19 protein-coding genes are annotated in these 23,448 nt (G+C 59.9%); 13 read left to right on the top strand and 6 right to left on the bottom strand.

Annotated features, from left to right (window positions below):
- Nucleotides 1–62: 62 nt before the first annotated feature.
- Complete coding sequence (locus tag ACRRSD_RS12945; protein ID WP_064388145.1) at nt 63–479, bottom strand: DUF3010 family protein; 417 nt, start codon at nt 477–479, stop codon at nt 63–65.
- Nucleotides 480–709: 230 nt separating this feature from the next.
- Here ACRRSD_RS12945 and ACRRSD_RS12940 point away from each other — a divergent pair, with 230 nt between their 5' ends.
- Complete coding sequence (locus ACRRSD_RS12940) at nt 710–1,675, top strand: tyrosinase family protein (RefSeq protein WP_435038280.1); 966 nt, start codon at nt 710–712, stop codon at nt 1,673–1,675.
- A 63-nt stretch (nt 1,676–1,738) separates the two neighbouring features.
- Here ACRRSD_RS12940 and ACRRSD_RS12935 read toward each other — a convergent pair whose 3' ends face one another.
- Both ACRRSD_RS12935 and ACRRSD_RS12930 read right to left on the bottom strand, forming a co-directional pair.
- Nucleotides 1,739–2,062 (bottom strand): helix-turn-helix domain-containing protein, encoded by a 324-nt coding sequence (locus ACRRSD_RS12935; protein ID WP_435038279.1) that lies wholly within the window; start codon nt 2,060–2,062, stop codon nt 1,739–1,741.
- A 101-nt stretch (nt 2,063–2,163) separates the two neighbouring features.
- Entirely contained in the window at nt 2,164–2,565 is a 402-nt protein-coding gene (locus ACRRSD_RS12930) for a lysozyme inhibitor LprI family protein (protein ID WP_186616184.1), read from the bottom strand.
- Nucleotides 2,566–2,799: 234 nt separating this feature from the next.
- Between ACRRSD_RS12930 and ACRRSD_RS12925 the strand changes: the two genes are divergently transcribed.
- The 6 genes from ACRRSD_RS12925 (at nt 2,800) to etfB (ending at nt 10,592) form a co-directional block, all read left to right on the top strand.
- A complete protein-coding gene (locus tag ACRRSD_RS12925) occupies nt 2,800–3,777 on the top strand; it encodes a dipeptidase (protein ID WP_435038278.1) in 978 nt (325 codons plus the stop codon).
- 106 nt (nt 3,778–3,883) lie between these two features.
- On the top strand, nt 3,884–4,414 hold the full coding sequence (locus ACRRSD_RS12920) for a DUF5943 domain-containing protein (RefSeq protein WP_005792152.1): 531 nt from the start codon (nt 3,884–3,886) through the stop codon (nt 4,412–4,414).
- A gap of 15 nt (nt 4,415–4,429) precedes the next feature.
- Nucleotides 4,430–6,490 carry a dimethylglycine demethylation protein DgcA gene (gene dgcA / locus ACRRSD_RS12915; RefSeq protein ID WP_435038277.1) on the top strand — a complete coding sequence of 687 codons (2,061 nt, stop codon included), beginning with the start codon at nt 4,430–4,432 and terminating at the stop codon, nt 6,488–6,490.
- A 152-nt stretch (nt 6,491–6,642) separates the two neighbouring features.
- On the top strand, nt 6,643–8,592 hold the full coding sequence (gene dgcB, locus ACRRSD_RS12910; protein WP_435038276.1) for a dimethylglycine demethylation protein DgcB: 1,950 nt from the start codon (nt 6,643–6,645) through the stop codon (nt 8,590–8,592).
- Nucleotides 8,592–9,812, top strand: a complete 1,221-nt coding sequence (etfA, locus tag ACRRSD_RS12905; RefSeq protein ID WP_435038275.1) for an electron transfer flavoprotein subunit alpha — start codon at nt 8,592–8,594, stop codon at nt 9,810–9,812. Before dgcB ends, etfA begins: the two co-directional genes overlap by 1 nt.
- Before the next feature lie 9 nt (nt 9,813–9,821).
- Entirely contained in the window at nt 9,822–10,592 is a 771-nt protein-coding gene (gene etfB, locus ACRRSD_RS12900; RefSeq protein ID WP_435038274.1) for an electron transfer flavoprotein subunit beta, read from the top strand.
- Nucleotides 10,593–11,541: 949 nt separating this feature from the next.
- Here etfB and gbcA read toward each other — a convergent pair.
- Complete coding sequence (gene gbcA, locus ACRRSD_RS12895) at nt 11,542–12,837, bottom strand: glycine-betaine demethylase subunit GbcA (protein WP_008083155.1); 1,296 nt, start codon at nt 12,835–12,837, stop codon at nt 11,542–11,544.
- Nucleotides 12,838–13,134: 297 nt separating this feature from the next.
- Here gbcA and gbcB point away from each other — a divergent pair, with 297 nt between their 5' ends.
- Complete coding sequence (gene gbcB / locus ACRRSD_RS12890; protein WP_435038273.1) at nt 13,135–14,235, top strand: glycine-betaine demethylase subunit GbcB; 1,101 nt, start codon at nt 13,135–13,137, stop codon at nt 14,233–14,235.
- 205 nt (nt 14,236–14,440) lie between these two features.
- Here the strand turns inward: gbcB and ACRRSD_RS12885 are convergent, their stop codons facing one another.
- Nucleotides 14,441–15,265, bottom strand: a complete 825-nt coding sequence (locus ACRRSD_RS12885) for an SDR family oxidoreductase (protein WP_435038272.1) — start codon at nt 15,263–15,265, stop codon at nt 14,441–14,443.
- 173 nt (nt 15,266–15,438) lie between these two features.
- Complete coding sequence (locus ACRRSD_RS12880) at nt 15,439–16,479, bottom strand: low specificity L-threonine aldolase (RefSeq protein ID WP_016772826.1); 1,041 nt, start codon at nt 16,477–16,479, stop codon at nt 15,439–15,441.
- 126 nt (nt 16,480–16,605) lie between these two features.
- Between ACRRSD_RS12880 and ACRRSD_RS12875 the strand changes: the two genes are divergently transcribed.
- From ACRRSD_RS12875 to ACRRSD_RS12855, 5 genes are all read left to right on the top strand, one after another.
- The gene (locus ACRRSD_RS12875) at nt 16,606–17,316 is read left to right on the top strand and encodes a TraX family protein (protein WP_435038271.1); all 711 of its coding nucleotides are present in this window, start codon (nt 16,606–16,608) and stop codon (nt 17,314–17,316) included.
- Nucleotides 17,317–17,552: 236 nt separating this feature from the next.
- Nucleotides 17,553–18,806: a serine hydroxymethyltransferase gene (locus ACRRSD_RS12870; RefSeq protein ID WP_008086924.1), complete on the top strand. Its 1,254-nt coding sequence runs from the start codon at nt 17,553–17,555 to the stop codon at nt 18,804–18,806.
- Between the two features lie 20 nt (nt 18,807–18,826).
- Complete coding sequence (locus ACRRSD_RS12865; protein WP_003206307.1) at nt 18,827–20,077, top strand: sarcosine oxidase subunit beta; 1,251 nt, start codon at nt 18,827–18,829, stop codon at nt 20,075–20,077.
- A gap of 14 nt (nt 20,078–20,091) precedes the next feature.
- Entirely contained in the window at nt 20,092–20,421 is a 330-nt protein-coding gene (locus tag ACRRSD_RS12860) for a sarcosine oxidase subunit delta (protein WP_016772830.1), read from the top strand.
- Complete coding sequence (locus ACRRSD_RS12855; protein WP_435038270.1) at nt 20,418–23,435, top strand: sarcosine oxidase subunit alpha; 3,018 nt, start codon at nt 20,418–20,420, stop codon at nt 23,433–23,435. The genes ACRRSD_RS12860 and ACRRSD_RS12855 overlap by 4 nt, the downstream gene beginning before the upstream one ends.
- Nucleotides 23,436–23,448 lie beyond the last annotated feature (13 nt).

Below are 23,448 nucleotides of genomic sequence, written 5' to 3'. Positions count from 1 at the left end.
AACACTGGTGTCGACTGACACTTCGTCATCGCGAGCAGGCTCACTCCTACAGTTTGATCGCGTTACTTCTTCACCAACGCCGAACACGCAGCCTTATAAGCCTCATGCTGATACTTGTTCAGCGTCCCCGGCAGTTCAAAATTGTGCTTCTTCGCCTGCGCATTGATCGTCTGCGGCGACAACAACGTCACCTCACACCCATCGAGCAACTGCAAAATCCCCTCAATCTTGAATGTCGTCGGCCCACCGGCAAACTCACCCTTCTTGCTGCGCTTCTTGATCGCAATCCGATCAACCGAATTCTCCCGCACAAACGACGCCACCTGCGCCGCAAAGAGCTTCACGTTGGCCGCTTCGTCATCGTCTTCGAGGGCGATCTTCTTGGTGGCAAGGGGAACGTGGCTCAATGCTGAACCGTCGAGAGCGGCCACGGCGATGATCGCTTCGCTGCCTTTGATTTCGATGCCGCAGATGTTCATGGGCGGAGTGACCTTATGAGCGAATTGGATGGCAATCATGTTGACGCAGTCGGGCGGTCAAGTCACCTCGCGTCGGTGCCCCAACGGTGCAGTACCGCTGGTCGGAAATCGTTGCCGACCTGTAATTTCTGACAGTAGACGGCCTTCCGACTGGCGCCTAGCTTGGTTGTTGGAGGATTGGGACGATTGTCGCCCTTTCTACACCTAACCTCGCTCAAGGGATTGAAGACATGAAGCTCCGCAAGAACATTCGCTCGCTGACCCCAATCGAAAAAGACAACTTCGTCGATGCCTGTCTCCAGCTCAAACAGTCAGGTCAATACGATGAGTATGTGCACCTGCATCACCAAGTCATGAAGCCCACGGTTTTGCCTCATGAACCAAACGATCCAAATTACCGCAATGGCGCTCATCGGGGGCCTTCGTTCCTGCCATGGCACCGGGCATTTTTACTGAAGTTCGAAAATGACCTTCAGGCGATTAACCGCTCCATCACGATTCCGTACTGGAACTGGACCGAAGATGCTGCCGATCCGCTCAACTCTCCGGTGTGGGCTGAGGATTTTATGGGCGGCAATGGTGTTGAAAGCGATGAGTGGCGTGTAGCAACCGGTCCGTTTGCTGTTCAAAACGGTAAATGGCCGGTTCCTTCCTATCCGGATGACGATTTGCCAGGTCCTGGTTTGAAGCGCCAGTTCGGCCTGGTCGTGAATACATTGCCGACCCCGCAAGATCTGCAAATGGCCTTGCGCGAAAGTCTTTACGACACCCCGCCTTATGATTCCGGCCCGACTGTGCGCGGTTTCCGAAATCGTCTGGAAGGCTGGATCACCCAGCGCGGCGATCCGCAGGTAACCACCACGGGTTCACAACTGCATAATCGTGTGCACCTCTGGGTGGGCGGCAATATGTTGCCGATGACTTCGCCAGATGATCCGGTGTTCTTCCTGCATCACTGCTTTGTCGACAAAGTGTGGGCAGACTGGCAGGCGCTGATGCTGCAGAGCAACGAGCGTTGGGCGCCGCATTACGCGCCGTTGGTTAATGGTCCGAAAGGACATAACTACGATGATGTGCTCGAACCGTTTGCTCAGACTGCTCGGGACGTGAGCGATATCGCTGACCTGGGGTATGAATATGAGGCACCACGTCTGATCCTCGATCACGCGAAACCTCGATCTCCATTTCACGACTGATGCTGGCATCGGGTGGCGGTGTGAATGCCTGGCTATTGCAGCAGGCAAACACGCCGTAACCGGCTAGAGCTCAAGCTGCTCAGAGGTGATTCCAAAGGCCGCCGCAATCTTTTCGCGAGTTGCTTTTCGTGGCTTGGCGACTGTTTCCTGCTGGGCAAACGCCGGTTGCGAAATACCCATGCGTTTGGCGACTTCTTCCTGAGTCAGGTTGAGTTGTTCGCGCCAGGCACGGATCGGTGTCGCCCCGCCGACCATCCGACTGACGACCTCATGGGGAATCAGGTCGGGCTGCATTTTTTGCGCAACGTACTGCGCGTAGGGAATGACCACGAAGGCGGGGTTGCCCTCGGCGTCGTTGATGATTTGGATATCTGTGGATAACTTCATATTCGGAGAAATATAAGTCTTTTATAAGATTTCAGAATCTTTGCTTATATTTCTCCCAATACCAATCAACAAGTTTGACGGCATGTTGCGAGAAGTCAGGATCACTCCTGCCCAATCGACTCCAAAAACTCCGACCGTTCATCACTCATCCGCGCCACGCAATCATTCTGCGCAATCGTGAAGGCTTTGCTGCCAGCGGTGGCAGGGAACGCCTCCACTGCGCAATCGGCATCCCGCGTCTTCAGCCATTGTTGCTGGGCGGTCTTGAGTTTGGCGGTGATGTCCGCCAGTTGCGTGGCGTTTTTGCCGTACGCCGTCTGCATGCGTTCGGTCAGGCTGGCGTAGTTGTCCTTGAGCAGGTCTTCGGCGGTGCTGCGGCTATAGGTCGAGCATTCCAGGGTCTGGACGTCGTTTTCCACCGCGTCGCACGGGTTGTTGTCGGACTCTTCGGCGGCGTGTACGCCGGTCGCAAGCAAAGCCAAAGCCAGAAAGATCGATTTCATTGTTGTCGCCGCTCTAATCCAGTGGTGTTTCCAAGATGCGCAAGATTCTGGCTCAAGCTGGCGGGCTTGAACAGGTAGCTGATCGGGGCGTCTGGCGACCCTTTGTCGCGGATTGACGCTTTCGGCAATTCCCCTGTCGTTTTTGCACCCGGTCGCCCCGGCACCGAGGCATATGCTGGCCCCAAAGCGCCGGCAGAGGTTTCGGCGCATGAATCGCCAATAAGGGGACGCCTGATGAGCCCAGCCGAATTACACGCCGACAGCATCGTTATCGACGGTCTGATCATTGCCAAATGGAACCGCGAGCTGTTCGAAGACATGCGCAAGGGCGGTCTGACGGCAGCCAACTGCACTGTGTCGGTGTGGGAAGGCTTTCAGGCGACCGTGAACAATATTGCCGCCAGCCAGAAGCTGATTCGTGAAAACAGCGACCTGGTGATGCCGGTGCGCACCACCGCCGACATCCGCAAGGCCAAGGAGCAGGGCAAGACCGGCATCCTCTTCGGCTTCCAGAATGCTCACGCGTTTGAAGACCAGATCGGCTATGTCGAGGTGTTCAAGCAGCTCGGCGTCGGCATCGTGCAGATGTGCTACAACACCCAGAACCTGGTCGGCACCGGTTGCTACGAACGTGACGGCGGCATGTCGGGTTTCGGCCGCGAAATCGTTGCCGAGATGAACCGTGTCGGCGTCATGTGCGACCTGTCCCACGTCGGTTCCAAGACTTCCGAAGAGGTCATCCTCGAATCGAAAAAACCGGTCTGCTATTCCCACTGCCTGCCGTCGGGTCTCAAAGAGCACCCGCGCAACAAGTCCGATGCAGAACTGAAGTTCATCGCTGATCACGGCGGTTTTGTCGGTGTGACCATGTTCGCGCCGTTCCTCGCCAAAGGCATCGATTCGACCATCGACGATTACGCCGAAGCGATCGAATACACCATGAACATCGTCGGCGAAGACGCCATCGGCATCGGCACCGACTTCACCCAGGGTCACGGTCAGGACTTCTTCGAATACCTGACCCACGACAAGGGCTACGCCCGCCGTCTGACCAGCTTCGGCAAGATCATCAACCCGCTGGGCATCCGCACCGTCGGCGAGTTCCCGAACCTGACCGAAACCCTGCTCAAGCGCGGCCATCCCGAGCGCGTGGTGCGCAAGATCATGGGCGAGAACTGGGTCAACGTCCTGAAGGACGTCTGGGGCGAGTAACGCTGACGCAAGACCGCCGCCGAACTGCCCCCTCTCCTGTGGGAGAGGGCTGGGGTGAGGGCAGCGGTCACCACTGAATCCACTATTTTTCTGGAGTTAAGTTTCCATGGCCAAGATCGCCCCGCAATTGCCAATCGAAGTCGACAGCGAGACCGGTGTCTGGACCTCCGACGCCCTGCCAATGCTCTACGTACCGCGCCACTTCTTCGTCAATAACCACATGGGCATCGAAGAAGTTCTGGGTGCTGACGCCTACGCCGAAATCCTCTACAAGGCCGGCTACAAGTCCGCCTGGCACTGGTGTGAAAAAGAAGCTGAATGCCACGGCCTGGAAGGCGTCGCGGTGTTCGAGCACTACATGAAGCGCCTGTCGCAACGCGGCTGGGGCCTGTTCAAGATCCAGGACATCGACCTCGACAAAGGCACCGCCAGCGTCAAGCTCGAACACTCGGCGTTCGTCTACGTCTACGGCAAGGTCGGGCGCAAGGTCGACTACATGTTCACCGGTTGGTTTGCCGGGGCCATGGACCAGATTCTTGAGGCGCGCGGCAGCAAGATTCGCACGGTTGCCGAGCAAGTTTACGGTGGCTCCGAAGAAGGCCACGACGACGGGCTGTTCACCGTCAAGCCGTTGTAAGTCGAGGAACCCGCCATGGCTTTCGAAGCAATGTTCCAGCCGATCCAGATCGGCAAACTGACCATCCGCAACCGCGTGCTCAGCACCGCGCACGCCGAGGTCTACGCGACTGACGGTGGCATGACCACCGACCGCTACGTCAAATACTACGAAGAGAAAGCCAAGGGCGGCATCGGCCTGGCGATCTGTGGCGGTTCCTCCGTGGTCGCCATCGACAGCCCGCAGGAATGGTGGAGCTCGGTCAACCTGTCGACCGACCGGATCATTCCGCATTTCCAGAATCTGGCCGACGCCATGCACAAGCATGGCGCCAAGATCATGATCCAGATTACCCACATGGGCCGGCGCTCGCGCTGGGACGGCTTCAACTGGCCGACACTGATGTCACCGTCGGGCATCCGTGAACCGGTGCACCGCGCCACCTGCAAAACCATCGAGCCAGAAGAAATCTGGCGGGTGATCGGCAACTACGCCCAGGCCGCACGCCGGGCCAAGGCCGGGGGGCTCGACGGCGTTGAGCTGTCGGCGGTGCACCAGCACATGATCGACCAGTTCTGGAGCCCGCGCGTCAACAAGCGTACCGACGAATGGGGCGGCACCTTCGAAGGCCGGATGAAGTTCGGTCTGGAAGTGCTGAAAGCCGTACGCGCCGAGGTCGGTGATGACTTTTGCGTGGGCATGCGTCTGTGCGGTGACGAATTCCACCCGGACGGCTTGTCCCACGAGGACATGAAGCAGATCGCCAAGTATTACGACGACACCGGCATGCTCGATTTCATCGGCGTGGTCGGCTCGGGTTGTGACACCCACAACACCCTGGCCAACGTGATTCCGAACATGAGTTATCCGCCGGAGCCGTTCCTGCATCTGGCCGCCGGAATCAAGGAAGTGGTCAAGGTGCCGGTGCTGCACGCACAGAACATCAAGGACCCAAACCAGGCCACGCGGATTCTCGAAGGCGGTTACGTCGACATGGTCGGCATGACCCGCGCGCACATCGCTGACCCGCACCTGATCGCCAAGATCAAGATGGGCCAGATCGACCAGATCAAACAGTGCGTCGGCGCCAACTATTGCATCGACCGCCAGTATCAAGGCCTCGACGTGTTGTGCATCCAGAATGCCGCGACGTCCCGTGAATACATGGGCGTGCCGCACATCATCGAGAAATCCACTGGGCCGAAACGCAAAGTGGTGATCGTCGGTGCCGGCCCGGCCGGGATGGAAGCGGCCCGCGTTGCCGCCGAGCGTGGCCACGACGTGACCCTGTTCGAGAAAAAAGAATTCATCGGCGGGCAGATCACCACCGCCTCGAAAGCGCCGCAGCGCGATCAGATTGCCGGCATCACCCGCTGGTTCCAATTGGAGCTGGCACGGCTGAAAGTCGATCTGCGCTTGGGTACAGCGGCCGATGCCGAGACCATCATGGACTTGCGTCCGGACGTGGTGGTGCTGGCGGTCGGCGGGCATCCGTACCTGGAACAGAACGAGCACTGGGGCGCCGCCGAAGGGCTGGTGGTCAGCAGCTGGGACGTACTCGACGGCAAGGTCGCGCCGGGCAAGAACGTGCTGGTCTACGACACCATTTGCGAGTTCACCGGGATGTCGGTTGCCGACTTCCTCGCCGACAAGGGCAGCCAGGTCGAGATCGTCACCGACGACATCAAACCGGGCGTGGCCATCGGCGGTACGTCGTTCCCGACCTACTACCGCAGCATGTACCCGAAAGAAGTGATCATGACCGGCGACATGATGCTGGAGAAGGTCTACCGCGAAGGCGACAAACTGGTCGCGGTGCTGGAGAACGAATACACCGGCGCGAAAGAGGAGCGTGTGGTCGATCAGGTGGTGGTGGAAAACGGCGTGCGTCCGGATGAGGAAATCTACTACGCGCTCAAAGAAGGTTCGCGCAACAAGGGCCAGATCGACGTCGAAGCGTTGTTCGCGATCCAGCCACAACCTTCGCTGAGCGAGGCGGGCGACGGCTACTTGCTGTTCCGCATCGGCGACTGCGTGGCGCAGCGCAACACCCACGCCGCGATCTACGACGCCCTGCGGCTCTGCAAGGATTTCTAAGGCTTGCACCAAACCCTGTGGGAGCGAGCCTGCTCGCGAATGCAATCTGTCAGTGAAAGATGAGCTGACTGATTCACCGCTTTCGCGAGCAGGCTCGCTCCCACAGTAAAGCGGATCGTGTTTCTCCAGGTTGTACTGGTGGGAGCTTCACCATGTTGAACACCCTTCTTCCAATCCTGTTGTTCGCAACTATCGGCCTTGGTGTCCTCGGCGCGTTGCGGCGGGTAGCGATGTGGCGTCGGGGCCGGGCCTCGAAGGTCGATCTGATCGGCGGCCTGTTCGCCATGCCCAAGCGCTACATGGTCGACTTGCACCATGTCGTGGCGCGGGACAAATACATCGCCAACACCCACGTTGCTACAGCGGGCGGTGCGGTGGCGTCGATTGTGCTGGCGCTGCTGGTGCACGGTTTCGGCCTGCATAACCGCATACTCGGTTACGCCTTGCTGCTGATGACGGCAGTGATGTTCGTCGGCGCGATCTTCGTTTATCTGCGTCGGCGCAACCCGCCTGCGCGGCTGTCGAAAGGCCCGTGGATGCGCCTGCCGAAAAGCCTGCTGGCGTTCTCGGCGTCGTTCTTCCTGCTGACCTTGCCGGTGGCCGGGATTCTCCCGGAGAACTTCGGCGGCTGGATACTCGCGGTCATTCTCGGGATTGGCGTGTTGTGGGGCGTGTCGGAGCTGTTTTTCGGCATGACTTGGGGCGGGCCGATGAAACACGCCTTTGCCGGTGCCTTGCATCTGGCCTGGCACCGCCGCGCCGAACGTTTTGGCGGTGGTCGTTCCACCGGCCTGAAACCGCTGGATCTCAATGATCCGTCAGCGCCGTTGGGGGTTGAGAAACCCAAGGATTTCACCTGGAACCAGTTGCTCGGTTTTGACGCCTGCGTGCAGTGCGGCAAGTGCGAAGCGGCGTGCCCGGCCTTCGCCGCCGGCCAGCCGCTGAACCCGAAAAAACTGATTCAGGACATGGTCGTCGGCCTCGCTGGCGGCACCGATGCCAAGTTCGCTGGCAGCCCGTATCCGGGCAAACCCGTGGGCGAACACTCAGGCAATCCACATCAACCTATCGTCAATGGTTTGGTCGATGCCGAAACTCTGTGGTCGTGCACCACCTGCCGCGCCTGCGTCGAGGAATGCCCGATGATGATCGAGCACGTCGACGCCATCGTCGACATGCGCCGTCACCTGACCCTGGAAAAAGGCGCGACGCCAAACAAGGGCGCCGAAGTCCTCGAAAATCTGATTGCCACCGACAACCCTGGCGGTTTCGCCCCGGGCGGGCGGATGAACTGGGCGGCGGATCTGAACCTCAATCTGCTCAGCGAAAAGAAATCCACCGACGTGCTGTTCTGGGTTGGCGACGGTGCGTTCGACATGCGCAACCAACGCACTTTGCGCGCGTTCGTCAAAGTGCTGAAAGCGGCGAAAATCGACTTCGCCGTGCTCGGTCTCGAAGAGCGTGACAGCGGCGACGTGGCGCGGCGTCTTGGCGATGAAGCGACCTTCCAGTTGCTCGCCAAACGCAACATCCAGACTTTGGCCAAATACAGCTTCAACCGCATCGTCACCTGCGATCCGCACAGTTTCCATGTGCTGAAAAACGAGTACGGCGCGTTCGACGGCAACTACCTGGTGCAGCACCACAGCACCTACATGGCAGAAATCATCCAGGCCGGTGCACTCAATCTCGGACAGCACAAAGGCAACAGAGTGACCTATCACGATCCGTGCTACCTCGGCCGCTACAACGGCGAGTACGAAGCGCCGCGTGAAGTGCTGCGCGCCCTCGGTATTGAAGTCAAAGAGATGCAGCGTTCCGGCTTCCGTTCGCGCTGCTGCGGCGGTGGCGGTGGCGCGCCAATTACCGACATTCCGGGCAAGCAGCGGATTCCCGACATGCGCATGGACGACATCCGCGAAACCGGAGCCGAACTGGTGGCTGTGGGTTGTCCACAGTGCACGGCGATGCTCGAAGGCGTGGTCGAACCGCGTCCGCTGATCAAGGACATAGCTGAACTGGTCGCCGACGCGTTGCTCGAAGACGCCGCGCCGAGCAAGCCTGCCACCCCGGCCAAACGTGAACCTGCGGAGGCCCACTGATGAGCGACATTATCCGCCGCGACCCGCGCGCCGAATGGATTGCGCGTAACCGCCTGCACCCGCTGCACGCGGCGATGCAACCGGCGCAACACAGCTGGATGGGGCCCAACGGCGTCATTCGCAAGAACCTGCACGGCATCGGTTTTATCGGCCCCAACGGCATCAAGCGTATCGACCGCAGCGGCGCGCAACAGGGCGGGGCGGTCAAACGTACCGCCGCTGTGGAAGTGCAACTGCCGCTGCATCAGGTGCCGGCCCCGGCGTTCTATATCAGTGTGGTACCGGACATGGTCGGTGGCCGCTTGAGCAGTCACGACCGTGATTTGCTTGGCCTCGCCCATCAGCTCGCCGGTAATGACGGCGCAGTGTTGGCGGTGGTCTTTGGCGAACATAAGGAAAACGCCTTCGCCACCGCAGGCGTGGACCGCTTGCTGGTGCTAGAAGGCGAACAGTTCAGCGGTTATGCACCGGAGCAGCGGGTGCAAGGTTTGCGCGCTGTGGATAACCAGTTCAATCCACGTCACTGGCTGCTGCCGGACAGTCGCAGCGGTGGTGGTGAACTCGGCCGGCGCTTTGCCGCGGCACTGGGTGAACGCCCGGCGACAAGGGTCTGGCAGGTCAAGGATCAGGAATGCATAGGCCGCGCTGGCGCTGGGCTGCAAGACCTTGCCCGTCCCGTCGCACGGTTGATTCTGGCGGCGGCCGAATGCGCCGAGCCAGTCAGCGAAACCCGACATGAAGCGTTGCCGGTGGAGTTATCCACAAGTGCCGCGCGTAGCCTGTCGCGAATCGAGGATCTTGGCGCGGTGGCGGTGGACCCGGCAGCGATTCCAATGGCCGAAGCCGAGTTCATTTTCTCCGGCGGTAACGGCGTCAAGGACTGGCAGCTGTTTCACGAAACGGCGGCGGCACTCGGCGCTACCGAAGGTGCGTCGCGGGTGGCGGTGGACGATGGCTTCATGGCGCGCGATCGCCAGGTCGGCGCATCTGGCACCTGGGTCACTGCGCGGGTTTACGTGGCTGTGGGTATCTCCGGTGCGATCCAGCACCTGCAAGGCATTGGCGCTTGCGACAAGGTGGTGGCGATCAATCTCGATCCGGGTTGCGACATGATCAAGCGTGCCGATTTGTCGGTGATCGGCGAGAGCGCAGAGATTCTGCAAGCGTTGATCGAGGCGGTGGCGGCTTACCGCAACGAAGCCAAGCGCGATGCGGCTTAAGGAAACGCTATGAACACGAAAGTAATCAGTCTGGTTTCAATCGGTGCTCACCCGACTTCCGGGCGGCCACGCCGTGCTGATCAGGATGCACGCGCCGTGGAACTGGGTTTGCAACTGGCTGGGGATAACCTGCAAGTGCTGCATGCCGGGGATGTCGCGGAGCCGGCGTTGCGCGCCTATTTGGGCATGGGCCTTGAGCAGATGCATGTGCTGGAGCAACCGGCTGGCGCCGATGCGTTGCCGGCGTTGACCGCGTATCTGCGCGATGCCGGTGCGCAGGTGGTGCTGACCGGCAGCCAGGCGGAAACCGGTGAAGGTTCGGGGATGCTGCCGTTTTTGCTCGCTGAAGGACTGGGCTGGCCGTTGGTGGTCGGGCTGGCGCAGGTCGAGTCGATCAATGACGGTTCGGCGCTGGTGCTGCAAGCGTTGCCGCGTGGGCAGCGGCGGCGGTTGAAGGTGAAGCTGCCGTTTCTGGCGACTGTGGATAACGCTGCGCCGAAGCCTCGGCAGAGTGCTTATGGTCCGGCGCGTCGTGGGGTGCTGGAAGCGGACGACGTTGAAGTTATCGACGATGAACTCCTCGCTGCCGCCACCCTGCAACCGGCCAAACCAAGGCCCAAGCGCCTGAAAGTGATCAAAGCCAAAAGCGGTGCCGACCGGATGAAAGCCGCGACGGCCAAGGCCAGTGGTGGCGGGGGACAGGTGCTCAAAGGAGTTACCGCGCAGGCCGGTGCTGAAGCGATTCTCAAGTTGCTTATTGAAGAAGGTGTGGTTCGCTGAAAGGCCCCTCACCCTAGCCCTCTCCCGGAGGGAGAGGGGACCTACGGTGGCGCGATCAGGGGTTGCATCGACCTGAACTGTCAGCGCGAACTCAGGTTTGGCCAAGCTAAGATCACCGTACAAGTCGCAGGTCGCTGCACTTTTCCAATCACCTCGGTCGGCTCCCTCTCCCTTTGGGAGAGGGTTGGGCGGGCGGCGTTCCGATGAGGGGAATTGTTTTACCCACAATCCCTGTTGGCGGATCTGTGGATAACATGTTCGCCCCTCTCTATACCCCACGCCATTCAAGCCCTGCAGCTACCCGATCAAAAAACACCCAGCCTAAGTCACGGATTTTCAGGGCTTTTTCGCCAGGATAACTCAGCAAGTTGCCCCCAATCTCTGTTGGCGCTTCTGTGGATAAGATGTTTGCTATCCGCTGAGACCCTTATAAAACGTGGTCTGTGAAGAGTTGATCAAAAAACAATCAATTCATCTGTTTTAACGAAAAACTCCCGCGCAAACCCCGATTTCACACAGCCTCCAAGGCTTTTCCACAGACAAGGCAAAGTTACCCCCGAACTCTGTTGGCGCTTCTGTGGATAACGTGTTTGCCATCCTCTACAGGCCATGCGGAACGTGGCTTACAGGAATGTGATCAAAAATCAACCAATGCGCCTTGCAAACAGTGCTTCTGGATAAGTCACGATTTTTCTTCACAAAACAGTCAGTTATTTTTGCGTTCATCCACAGTTACCCCCATTTGCTGTGGGTGGGTGTGTGGATAACTTGTTTGCGGAAGGCTGGGGGGCTTGGTGGGTGTGGGGTGTGGGGGGGTTGATCAGAAATTGTGCAATCAAGATTCAGGGATGTGGTGAATGTGAAATAGCTATCGCGAGCAGGCTCACTCCTACAAGGGAACGCATTCCACCTGTAGGAGCTGCCGAAGGCTGCGATCTTTTGATTTTGATCAGCCCTGCACAGGCACGCCTTTGAGATACGGCGCCGGCTCGGCGCCGAGGTTGTTCAGCAAGCGCTCGCTGTACCAATCAACGAAGTTGACCACGCCAAACTCATAAGTCTTGGAATAAGGCCCAGGCTGATACGCCGTGGAGTTGATCCCGCGCTGGTTCTCTTCCGCCAGACGACGGTCCTGATCGTTGGTCGCATCCCACACCTGACGCATGCGCTCGACGTCGTAATCCACGCCTTCGACCGCATCCTTGTGCACGATCCATTTGGTGGTGACCATGGTTTCCTGGGCGCTGATCGGCCACACAGTGAAGACGATGATGTGATCGCCCATGCAGTGGTTCCACGAGTGCGGCAGGTGCAGGATGCGCATCGAACCCAGATCCGGGTTCTTGATCCGGCCCATCAGTTTCGCGCAGCCCTGTTTGCCGTCGAGGGTCATCGACACGGTGCCCTTGAGCAACGGCATGCGCACGATACGGTTGCGCAGGCCGAAACTGGCGTGGGCGTAAGGGATCTTCTCGGCTTCCCAGGCAGCGGCGGAGGCGGCGACGTGATCCTTGAATGCCTGATCGGCGCGCGGGTCGGTAACGTCGTCCCATTCCAGCAGGGTTTTCAGCAGTTCCGGGTGCGACGCGTTGCAGTGGTAGCACTCGCGGTTGTTTTCCAGCACCAGTTTCCAGTTGGCCTTTTCCATCAAGGTGGTGGTGATCGCCACCTTGGTGTTCTCCATGTCGTACGGTTCCATGTAATGGTTCAGCGTCGACAGGAAGTCATCAATGGCCGGCGGATTCTCCGCCAGGCTGATGAAGATATAGCCGCCGGCGGTTTTCACGTTCACCGGTTTGAGGCCGTACTGCTTCATGTCGAAGTCAGCGCCCATCTCGGTGCCGGCGAACAGCAGGCGACCGTCCAGCTCGTACGTCCACTGGTGGTAGTGGCAGACCAATTTGGCGACCTTGCCTTTTTCACTGGTGCACAGACGCGAGCCACGGTGACGGCAGACGTTGTGGAACGCATGCACCACGCCTTCGGCGCCACGAATGACGATGATCGGGTTCTTGCCGATCTGCAGGGTCAGGTAATTGCCCTTGGCCGGGATTTCGCAGGTCATGCCGGCGATCAACCACTCTTTCTGGAAGATCTCCTGCATGTCGATATCGAACAGCCGCTCATCGCTGTAGAACGGTTGCGGCAGCGAAAACGTCCGCTCGCGCTCCTGGAGCATTTGTGCGGTGGCCTTGCGTGCGGGTTCCAGCGGATCGCCCAGGCTGATTTTTGCGGTGACGTCCATCGATGTGATCCTCATGGCCATCTGCGTGGCCGGCGAAAAGTGGCTGATCAGGTGTGCTGCTAACGGTTGCTACGCAAGGTGTAAAGAATCTGTCTTGGTGTTGTGGCGAGTGTGGGGCCGGCGCTGCCCTGAACCTTATCCATGGGCGACATGGTGCAATCTGTTCCCGACGCGCAACCCCCGGTGGCTGGGGGCTGGTCGCGATAAGTATGTGAATGTCGCGGATAGGTAAACGGGCGGTTCGCGCTATACGCAGAATCGCCGACATGAGGCCGACAGTCGGCCGTGGAGAACAGCATGTCCAACAGCTTCCTGAATCCGGTCACCACCCAGACCTGGGCCAATGGCCGACACATCGTCCGTTGCGTCAAAGTCATCCAGGAAACCTGGGATGTGCGCACCTTCTGCTTTATGGCTGACCAGCCGATCCTGTTCTTCTTCAAGCCCGGGCAGTTCGTGACCCTGGAGCTGGAAATCGAAGGCCAGCCGATCATGCGCTCGTACACGATCTCCAGTTCGCCGTCGGTGCCGTACAGCTTTTCGGTGACGATCAAACGTGTGCCGGGCGGCAAGGTTTCCAACTGGTTGCACGACACGCTTCATGAGGGGCAAGAGTTGGCGGTACACGGGCCGGTCGGGCTGTTCAACGCCATCGACTTCCCGAGCCCGAAAGTCTTGTACCTCAGCGGCGGTGTAGGGATTACGCCGTGCATGTCGATGGCGCGCTGGTTCTACGACACCAACGCCAACGTCGACATGACCTTTATCCACAGTGCGCGCTCGCCGAAAGACATCATCTATCACCGCGAGCTGGAGCACATGGCGTCGCGGATCGACAACTTCAGCCTGCACCTGATCTGTGAGAAGCACGGCTTGGGCGAGCCGTGGGCCGGTTATCGCGGTTACCTGAACCACAAGATGCTCGAATTGATGGTGCCCGACTTCCTTGAGCGCGAAGTGTTCTGCTGCGGGCCGACGCCGTACATGAACGCGGTCAAGCGCCTGCTGGAAGTGGCCGGTTACGACATGTCGCGTTATCACGAGGAATCCTTCGGCGCCACGCCACCGGAAGCCCGTGCCGATGCGGTGGAACAGGCCGAGCAGGCTGCAGATGCACCGGAAATCGATGCGGCGGATCTGCACCAGGTCGAATTCACTTCGTCCGGCAAGAGCATCCGTGTGGCACCGGGCGAGACCGTGCATGCGGCGGCGGCCAAGCTTGGGCTGATGATTCCAAAGGCCTGCGGTATGGGCATTTGCGGGACGTGCAAGGTGCTCAAGCTGGGCGGCGAGGTGGATATGGAGCACAACGGCGGGATTACCGAGGACGACGAAGCTGAAGGGTTTATCTTGTCGTGCTGCAGTGTGCCGAAGGGGGATGTGCGCATCGATTTCTGAAGTCCGCGCCACATTCAAATTCCCCCTCACCCTAACCCTCTCCCAGAGGGAGAGGGGACTGATCGAGTTGTTCTCACGAGGTACACCGACTTGTGATATCGAGTCGATTAGGGATTCGGCAAAGTAGTTTCAGGTCGGCGTAATTCTCAAATATCCCCCAATCAGTCCCCTCTCCCTCCGGGAGAGGGCTAGGGTGAGGGGCTTTTCAGTCGATAAACAAATCCGGCATCAACGCCGCGTCGCTTTCTCGATCAAAGCGATATTGACCGAACTCCGTCACACCGCTCTCCCGCAAAATCTCCTCATCAATCAACAACCGCCCGGTAATCTGCCGCCCGCTGCTATCCAGAATCACATGCGCTGCATCCGCCATAATCTCTGGCGTTCGCGCCTGCTTGAACGACTCCCGATTCCCCAACTGAAACTCAATCGCCGCCGTGGCAATCATCGTCTGCGGCCACAACGAATTGACGCTGATCCCGTAACTGGCAAATTCCTCGCTCATCCCTAGCGTCAGCATGCTCATGCCATACTTGGTCACGGTGTAAGGGCTGAACTGTGCAAACCACTTGCTCGCCAGATTCAGCGGCGGCGACAGGTTGAGAATGTGTCCGGCGGATTTCTTCAGATAGGGCAGGGCGGCCTGGCTGCACAGCAACACCGCGCGGGTGTTGATCTGGTGCATCAGGTCGAAACGCTTGAGTTCTATGTGTTGCACGCCAGTGAGTTTGATCGCTCCGGCGTTGTTCACCAGCGCATCGATCGCGCCGAAATGTTCGTTGGCCTGGGCGAGTGCCTGGCGCACGGCATCCTCATTACGCACATCCACCTGCAACGCTAGCGCCTTGCCGCCCGCCGCCTCGACTTCCGCTGCGACACTGTGAATGGTGCCGGGCAATTTGGCGTGGGGTTCGGCACTTTTCGCCGCGATGACGATATTGGCCCCGTCCTTCGCGGCACGCAGCGCAATCTCACGCCCGATGCCACGGCTGGCGCCGGTGATGAACAGGGTTTTGCCTTGTAACGACATGCCGATGCTCCTGCTTATTGTTATGTGAGCGAAGGGCTCGACAGACAATGTAGACCAAGCAGAAGCAAAACCTGAGTAGGAGCTGCCGAAGGCTGCGATCCTTTGATTTTGTTTTTCAAAATCAAAGGATCGCAGCCTTCGGCAGCTCCTACAGGGGAGGGTGTGACGTCAGATCAGGCGGACATGACTTCGCGAATGTCGCGGGCCAGTTCGCGTACGCGTTCTTCTTCGGTGTCCCAGGAGCACATGAAGCGTGCGCCACCCTTGCCGATGAAGGTGTAGAAGCGCCAGTTCTTCGCGGTCAGCGCGGCGATGGCCGGTTCCGACAGTTGCAGGAACACGCCGTTGGCCTGGACCGGGAACATCAGTTCGACGCCGGGAATGTCGCTGACCAGTTCTGCCAGCAATTGCGCGCAGTGGTTGGCGTGACGGGCGTATTTGAGCCAGGCGTCGTTTTCGAGGATGCCGACCCACGGTGCCGAGAGGAAGCGCATTTTCGACGCCAGTTGCCCGGCCTGTTTGCAGCGATAGTCGAAGTCTTCGGCCAGTTTGTGGTTGAAGAACAGGATCGCTTCACCCACCGCCATGCCGTTTTTCGTGCCGCCAAAGCACAACACATCAACGCCGGCCTTCCAGGTCAGATCCGCTGGCGAGCAGCCGAGGAATGCGCAGGCGTTGGAGAAACGCGCGCCGTCCATGTGCAGATGCAGGCCCAGCTCTTTGCAAGTCGCGCTGATGGCGCGGACTTCTTCCGGGGTGTAGACGCTGCCGACTTCGGTGGCTTGGGTCAGGGTCACCACGCGCGGTTTCGGGTAGTGGATGTCCTGGCGCTTGAGCGCCACTTCGCGGATCGATTGCGGGGTGATCTTGCCGTTTTCAGTGCCGGCGATCAGCAGCTTCGAGCCGTTGGAGAAGAATTCCGGAGCGCCGCATTCGTCGGTTTCGACGTGGGCGGTTTCCGAGCAGATCACGCTGTGGTAACTCTGGCACAGCGACGACAGGGCCAGCGAGTTGGCGGCGGTGCCGTTGAAGGCGAAGAACACTTCGCAGTCGGTCTCGAACAGTTTGCGGAAATGATCGGCCGCGCGCGCGGTCCATTCATCGTCACCGTAAGCGCGCTGGTGGCCGTGGTTGGCCTGCTCCATCGCAGCCCAGGCTTCAGGGCAGATTCCGGAATAGTTGTCGCTGGCGAATTGTTGGCTCTTGTCGGTCATGGCCGGCTTCCGTGGTCGAGACTCTTGTGAAGGCTCGTGGTCAATGAGGGTGCGCACTTTACCGAAGATCTTCCGGGGAGCACACGGGATGTCACGTTCAGGAAATTACCAGTTTGTAGGACGATTATGCACCTGAGCAAACGTGACGGCGCGCTGGATCTGCTCAAGTGGCTGGCGCTGCTGAGCATGTTGTTCGATCACCTGCGATATGTCGGGTTCTCCGCCGACTGGTTGTATGTGCCAGGACGGTTGGCTTTTCCGTGGTTTTGTCTGGCGATGGCGGCGAATCTGGCTCGGGAGGGTTCGCGCAAGATGGAATGGCGCTATCTGGGCTGGCTGGTGCTGTTCAGCGCCATCAGCGAAATCCCTTATCGCTTTTATATCCCCGACCCTGACACGTTCAACGTGATGCCGACGCTGGCGCTGGGCCTGCTGGTGGCGCGTGGCTGGCAGGATTCAGCCTCGGTGTCGCGATTGCTCGCACTGGCCGCGTTGGTGGTTGCGGCGGTTTTTTCAGAACGACTGATGTTCGGGTTCTTCGGCGTATTGTTGCCGTTGGCGCTGCTGCTGGTGTTCCGCCGACCCTGGTATTTCAGCCTGTTGCCGGGGCTGGTGTGTCTGGCGGCGAACCAATGGCAGGTGCTGCTCGAATCGGCGCGGTTCGGCAACAGCGTGGCGATTCTTGGTCTGGCGACGTGTCTGTTTGCGCCGATGCTGGGAATGTTCTTGTTGCGACATGGGCGACATCTGCAGCCACCACCGATGCGGCGCTGGGCATATGCGCTGTATCCCGCGCATTTCCTCCTGCTGCTCGCCATCCGCCAAATCATCGCCTGACCCCTGTAGAAGCATCTTCAAAGTCAAAGTCAAAAGATCGCAGCCTTCGGCAGCTCCTACAGGGGGAGTGCATTCTTCGGGTCATTTCCAGCCATGTCGTAAACGCACCTTTGCGTGGCGCGCGCAGGCATTTGAGCTGTCTGCGCCGGTCATACCATCGGCATCAAAGGGCACTGCCGTGATTGCCAGTGCCTTACCGAGACGAATGGCGCACAGATGCCGCTGGGAGAGACGCGATGTTCAGCAAGCAAGACCAGATCCAGGGTTACGACGATGCACTGCTGGCGGCGATGAATGCCGAAGAGCAACGTCAGGAAGATCACATCGAGCTGATCGCGTCGGAGAACTACACCAGCAAACGCGTGATGGAAGCGCAAGGCAGCGGCCTGACCAACAAATACGCCGAAGGCTATCCGGGCAAGCGCTACTACGGTGGCTGCGAGCACGTCGATAAAGTCGAAGCACTGGCCATCGAGCGCGCCAAGCAACTGTTCGGCGCCGATTACGCCAACGTCCAGCCACACTCCGGTTCATCGGCCAACAGTGCTGTCTACCTGGCGCTGATCCAGCCGGGCGACACCATCCTCGGCATGAGCCTGGCCCACGGCGGTCACCTGACCCACGGCGCCAAAGTGTCGTCCTCGGGCAAGCTCTACAATGCTGTGCAGTACGGCATCAACACCGACACCGGGCTGATCGATTACGACGAAGTCGAGCGTCTGGCCGTCGAATCCAAGCCGAAAATGATTGTCGCCGGTTTCTCCGCTTACTCGAAGACTCTGGACTTCCCGCGCTTCCGCCAGATCGCTGACAAGGTCGGCGCGCTGCTGTTCGTCGACATGGCCCACGTCGCCGGTCTGGTCGCCGCCGGTCTGTACCCGAACCCGCTGCCGTACGCCGACGTGGTCACCACCACCACCCACAAAACCCTGCGCGGTCCACGGGGCGGGCTGATCCTGGCCAAGTCCAACGAAGAGATCGAGAAAAAGCTCAACGCCGCCGTGTTCCCCGGCGCTCAGGGCGGCCCGCTGATGCACGTCATCGCCGGTAAAGCCGTGTGCTTCAAGGAAGCGCTGGAGCCGGGCTTCAAGGCTTATCAGCAGCAAGTGATCGACAACGCTCAGGCGATGGCCAGCGTGTTTATCAAACGTGGCTACGATGTAGTGTCCGGCGGCACCGACAACCACTTGTTCCTGGTCAGCCTGATCCGTCAGGGCCTGACCGGCAAAGACGCCGACGCCGCCCTTGGTCGCGCGCACATTACCGTTAACAAGAACGCCGTGCCAAATGACCCGCAATCGCCGTTCGTGACCTCGGGCCTGCGCATCGGCACCCCGGCTGTCACCACTCGCGGCTTCAAAGTGACCCAGTGCGAAGTGTTGGCTGGCTGGATCTGCGACATCCTCGACAACCTCGGCGATGCCGATGTCGAGGCCAATGTTGCCCAGCAAGTGTCGGCCCTGTGCGCAGACTTCCCGGTTTATCGCTGAGTGTTCTGGAGTAACTGACTATGCAACGCTATTCGGGCTTCGGCCTCTTCAAACACTCCCTCAGCCACCACGAAAACTGGCAGCGCATGTGGCGCACGCCGACGCCGAAGAAAGTCTACGACGTGGTCATCGTCGGCGGCGGCGGGCACGGTCTGGCGACTGCTTACTATCTGGCGAAAGAACACGGCATCACCAACGTCGCCGTGGTCGAGAAGGGCTGGCTGGGCGGCGGTAACACCGCGCGCAACACCACCATCGTCCGCTCCAATTACCTGTGGGACGAGTCGGCGCACCTCTACGAACACGCGATGAAATTGTGGGAAGGCCTGTCCCAGGATCTCAACTACAACGTGATGTTCTCTCAGCGCGGCGTTTACAACCTGTGCCACACCCTGCAGGACATTCGTGATTCCGAGCGTCGGGTCAGCGCCAACCGCCTCAATGGCGTCGATGGTGAACTGCTCAACGCCAAGCAAGTCGCTGACGAGATTCCGTACCTCGACTGCTCGAAAAACACTCGCTACCCAGTAATGGGCGCAACCGTTCAGCGTCGCGGCGGCGTCGCCCGTCACGATGCCGTGGCCTGGGGCTTTGCCCGTGCCGCCGACGCCCTCGGCGTGGACTTGATCCAGCAGACCGAAGTGATCGGTTTCCGCAAGGAAAACGGCGTGTGCATCGGTGTTGAAACCAACAAGGGTTTCATCGGCGCCAAGCGCGTCGGCGTGGTCACGGCCGGTAACTCCGGGCACATGGCCAAACTCGCCGGTTTCCGTCTGCCGATCGAATCCCACCCGCTGCAAGCGCTGGTGTCCGAACCGATCAAGCCGATTATCGACAGCGTGATCATGTCCAACGCCGTACACGGTTACATCAGCCAGTCCGACAAGGGCGACCTGGTGATCGGCGCCGGTATCGACGGCTACAACGGCTACGGTCAGCGCGGTTCTTACCCGGTGATCGAGCACACCATTCAGGCCATCGTCGAGATGTTCCCGGTGTTGTCCCGCGTGCGCATGAACCGCCAGTGGGGCGGCATCGTCGACACCACCCCGGACGCTTGCCCGATCATTTCGAAAACCCCGGTACCGAACATGTTCTTCAATTGCGGTTGGGGCACCGGTGGCTTCAAGGCCACACCTGGCTCGGGCAACGTGTTTGCCGCGAGTCTGGCCAAGGGTGAAATGCACCCGCTGGCCGCACCGTTTTCCATCGACCGTTTCCATAACGGCGCACTCATCGACGAACACGGCGCTGCTGCCGTCGCCCACTAACAGGAGAAATCCCCATGTTGCATATCTTCTGTCCTCACTGCGGCGAACTGCGCTCCGAAGAGGAATTCCACGCATCCGGTCAGGCGCACATTCCGCGCCCGCTGGATCCGAACGCCTGCACTGATGAAGAGTGGGGCGACTACATGTTCTTCCGCGACAACCCGCGCGGTCTGCACCACGAACTGTGGGATCACGTTGCCGGTTGCCGCCAGTACTTCAACGTCACCCGCGACACTGTGACCTACGAGATTCTCGAGAGCTACAAGATCGGCGAGAAGCCACAATTCACCGACAAGGCTGGCACTGCAAAAACAGCCACGACGGCGCTGGGAGAGAAGGTATGAGCCAGACCAATCGCCTGTCCAACGGTGGACGGATCGACCGCAACAAAGTGCTGAGCTTCACCTTCAACGGTCAGAGCTACAAAGGCTTCGAGGGTGACTCGCTGGCCGCCGCGCTGATTGCCAACGGCGTCGACATCATCGGCCGCAGCTTCAAGTATTCGCGTCCTCGCGGGATCTTCGCCGCCGGTGCCGAAGAGCCGAACGCGGTGCTGCAGATCGGTGCCACCGAAGCCACGCAGATCCCGAACGTGCGCGCCACGCAGCAGGCGCTGTATCAAGGTCTGGTCGCGACCAGCACCAACGGCTGGCCGAGCGTCAACAACGACATGATGGGCATTCTCGGCAAGGTCGGCGGCAAGCTGATGCCGCCGGGTTTCTACTACAAAACCTTCATGTACCCGCAATCGTTCTGGATGACCTACGAGAAGTACATTCGCAAGGCTGCCGGTCTCGGCCGTTCGCCGACCGAGAACGATCCGGACACCTACGATTACATGAACCAGCACTGCGACGTGCTGATCGTCGGCGCTGGCCCGGCCGGTCTCGCCGCTGCCCTGGCCGCGGCGCGCAGCGGTGCCCGGGTGATTCTGGCGGACGAGCAGGAAGAGTTCGGCGGCAGCCTGCTCGATTCCCGTGAAAGCCTCGACGGCAAACCGGCGATGGACTGGGTGGCCAGTGTCATCACTGAGCTGAAGAACACCCCGGACGTGCTGCTGTTGCCGCGCGCCACGGTCAACGGTTACCACGACCACAACTTCCTGACCATTCACGAACGCCTCACCGATCATCTCGGTGACCGTGCGCCAATCGGTCAGGTGCGTCAGCGTATTCACCGTGTCCGCGCCAAGCGTGTCGTGCTGGCGACGGGTGCTTGCGAGCGTCCGCTGGTTTACGGCAACAACGACGTGCCCGGCAACATGCTGGCCGGTGCGGTGTCGACTTACGTGCGTCGCTACGGCGTAGCGCCGGGCAAGAAGCTCGTTCTGTCGACCAATAACGATCACGCCTATCGCGTCGCTCTGGATTGGCTCGACGCCAGTCTGCAAGTGGTGGCCATCGCCGATGCGCGCAGCAATCCGCGTGGTGCGTTGGTGGAAGAGGCGCGTGCCAAAGGCATCCGCATCCTCACTGGCAGTGCCGTGATCGAAGCCCGTGGCAGCAAGCGCGTGACCGCTGCCCGCGTTGCGGCAATCGATGTCAAAGCGCACGCCGTGACCAGTCCTGGCGAATGGCTCGACTGCGATGTGGTTGCCAGTTCGGGCGGTTACAGCCCAGTTGTTCACTTGGCTTCGCACCTCGGTGGCAAGCCGACCTGGCGTGAAGACATCCTCGGGTTCGTACCGGGCGAAGCACCGCAGAAACGCGTATGCGTCGGTGGCATCAACGGCGTTTACGGTCTCGGCGATTCGCTCGCTGACGGTTTTGAAGGTGGCGTGCGCGCTGCCGCTGAAGCCGGTTTCCAGACCATTGAAGGCGTGTTGCCAAAAGCCCTGAGCCGTCACGAAGAACCGACGCTGGCGCTGTTCCAGGTGCCGCACGAAAAGAACACCGCACGGGCGCCGAAGCAATTCGTCGACCTGCAAAATGACGTGACCGCTGCGGCGATCGAACTGGCGACCCGCGAAGGTTTCGAGTCGGTCGAACACGTCAAACGCTACACCGCGCTGGGCTTCGGCACCGATCAGGGCAAGCTCGGCAACGTCAACGGTCTGGCCATCGCCGCTCGCTCGCTGAACGTGACCATCCCGCAAATGGGCACCACGATGTTCCGCCCGAACTACACGCCGGTGACTTTCGGCGCCGTGGCCGGTCGCCACTGTGGGCACATCTTCGAACCGGTTCGCCACACCGCGCTGCATGCCTGGCACGTGAAGAACGGCGCCGAGTTTGAAGACGTCGGTCAGTGGAAGCGCCCATGGTACTTCCCGAAAAACGGTGAAGACCTGCATACCGCCGTTAAGCGCGAATGCAAAGCCGTGCGCGACAGCGTTGGCCTGCTCGACGCCTCGACCCTCGGCAAGATCGACATTCAAGGCCCGGATGCCCGCGAGTTCCTCAACCGCGTGTACACCAACGCCTGGACCAAGCTCGACGTGGGCAAGGCGCGCTACGGTTTGATGTGCAAAGAAGACGGCATGGTCTTCGACGACGGTGTGACGGCTTGCCTGGCCGACAACCATTTCGTCATGACCACCACCACCGGCGGCGCGGCTCGCGTGCTGCAATGGCTGGAGCTGTACCACCAGACTGAGTGGCCGGACATGAAGGTGTACTTCACTTCCGTCACCGACCACTGGGCGACCATGACTCTGTCCGGGCCGAACAGCCGCAAGCTGCTCAGCGCCGTGACCGACATTGATCTGAGCAACGAAGCTTTCCCGTTCATGACCTGGAAAGAAGGTCTGGTCGGCGGTGTGCCGGCGCGGGTGTTCCGCATCTCGTTTACCGGTGAGCTGTCTTACGAAGTCAACGTGCAGGCTGACTACGCGATGGGCGTGCTGGAGAAAATCGTCGAGGCCGGCAAGCAATACAACCTGACCCCGTACGGCACTGAAACCATGCACGTGCTGCGCGCCGAGAAGGGTTTCATCATCGTTGGCCAGGACACTGACGGCTCGATGACCCCGGACGACTTGAACATGGGCTGGTGCGTAGGTCGCACCAAACCGTTCTCGTGGATTGGCCAGCGAGGCATGAACCGTGAAGACTGCGTGAAGGATCAGCGCAAACAGCTGGTTGGTCTGAAGCCGATCGATCCGAACGTGTGGCTGCCGGAAGGCGCGCAGTTGGTGTTCAACACCAAGCAGACCATTCCGATGACCATGGTCGGCCACGTGACCTCCAGTTATGCGCACAACTCCCTCGGTTATTCGTTTGCCATGGGTGTGGTCAAGGGCGGTCTGAAGCGCCTCGGTGAGCGGGTGTTTGCACCGCTGGCCGATGGCAGCGTGATTGAGGCGGAGATTGTTTCTTCGGTGTTCTTTGATCCGAAAGGTGATCGCCAGAACATCTGACGGCCTCGAGAAC

Source organism: Pseudomonas neuropathica, from assembly GCF_051174785.1.
Taxonomy (GTDB): Bacteria; Pseudomonadota; Gammaproteobacteria; order Pseudomonadales; family Pseudomonadaceae; genus Aquipseudomonas; species Aquipseudomonas neuropathica_A.
This window is presented reverse-complemented; position numbering and strand designations above follow the sequence as displayed.

Bases quoted from the DNA above. Each gene is read 5' to 3' on its own strand.
- ACRRSD_RS12855 (WP_435038270.1), top strand. From the start codon at position 20,418: ATGAGCCAGACCAATCGCCTGTCCAACGGTGGACGGATCGACCGCAAC.
- ACRRSD_RS12865 (WP_003206307.1), top strand. From the start codon at position 18,827: ATGCAACGCTATTCGGGCTTCGGCCTCTTCAAACACTCCCTCAGCCAC.
- ACRRSD_RS12945 (WP_064388145.1), bottom strand. From the start codon at position 479: ATGAACATCTGCGGCATCGAAATCAAAGGCAGCGAAGCGATCATCGCC.
- ACRRSD_RS12920 (WP_005792152.1), top strand. From the start codon at position 3,884: ATGGCCAAGATCGCCCCGCAATTGCCAATCGAAGTCGACAGCGAGACC.
- ACRRSD_RS12935 (WP_435038279.1), bottom strand. From the start codon at position 2,062: ATGAAGTTATCCACAGATATCCAAATCATCAACGACGCCGAGGGCAAC.
- etfA (WP_435038275.1), top strand. From the start codon at position 8,592: ATGAGCGACATTATCCGCCGCGACCCGCGCGCCGAATGGATTGCGCGT.
- ACRRSD_RS12925 (WP_435038278.1), top strand. From the start codon at position 2,800: ATGAGCCCAGCCGAATTACACGCCGACAGCATCGTTATCGACGGTCTG.
- gbcA (WP_008083155.1), bottom strand. From the start codon at position 12,837: ATGGACGTCACCGCAAAAATCAGCCTGGGCGATCCGCTGGAACCCGCA.
- ACRRSD_RS12875 (WP_435038271.1), top strand. From the start codon at position 16,606: ATGCACCTGAGCAAACGTGACGGCGCGCTGGATCTGCTCAAGTGGCTG.
- ACRRSD_RS12880 (WP_016772826.1), bottom strand. From the start codon at position 16,479: ATGACCGACAAGAGCCAACAATTCGCCAGCGACAACTATTCCGGAATC.
- gbcB (WP_435038273.1), top strand. From the start codon at position 13,135: ATGTCCAACAGCTTCCTGAATCCGGTCACCACCCAGACCTGGGCCAAT.
- ACRRSD_RS12940 (WP_435038280.1), top strand. From the start codon at position 710: ATGAAGCTCCGCAAGAACATTCGCTCGCTGACCCCAATCGAAAAAGAC.
- dgcB (WP_435038276.1), top strand. From the start codon at position 6,643: ATGTTGAACACCCTTCTTCCAATCCTGTTGTTCGCAACTATCGGCCTT.
- ACRRSD_RS12930 (WP_186616184.1), bottom strand. From the start codon at position 2,565: ATGAAATCGATCTTTCTGGCTTTGGCTTTGCTTGCGACCGGCGTACAC.
- etfB (WP_435038274.1), top strand. From the start codon at position 9,822: ATGAACACGAAAGTAATCAGTCTGGTTTCAATCGGTGCTCACCCGACT.
- ACRRSD_RS12870 (WP_008086924.1), top strand. From the start codon at position 17,553: ATGTTCAGCAAGCAAGACCAGATCCAGGGTTACGACGATGCACTGCTG.
- dgcA (WP_435038277.1), top strand. From the start codon at position 4,430: ATGGCTTTCGAAGCAATGTTCCAGCCGATCCAGATCGGCAAACTGACC.
- ACRRSD_RS12860 (WP_016772830.1), top strand. From the start codon at position 20,092: ATGTTGCATATCTTCTGTCCTCACTGCGGCGAACTGCGCTCCGAAGAG.
- ACRRSD_RS12885 (WP_435038272.1), bottom strand. From the start codon at position 15,265: ATGTCGTTACAAGGCAAAACCCTGTTCATCACCGGCGCCAGCCGTGGC.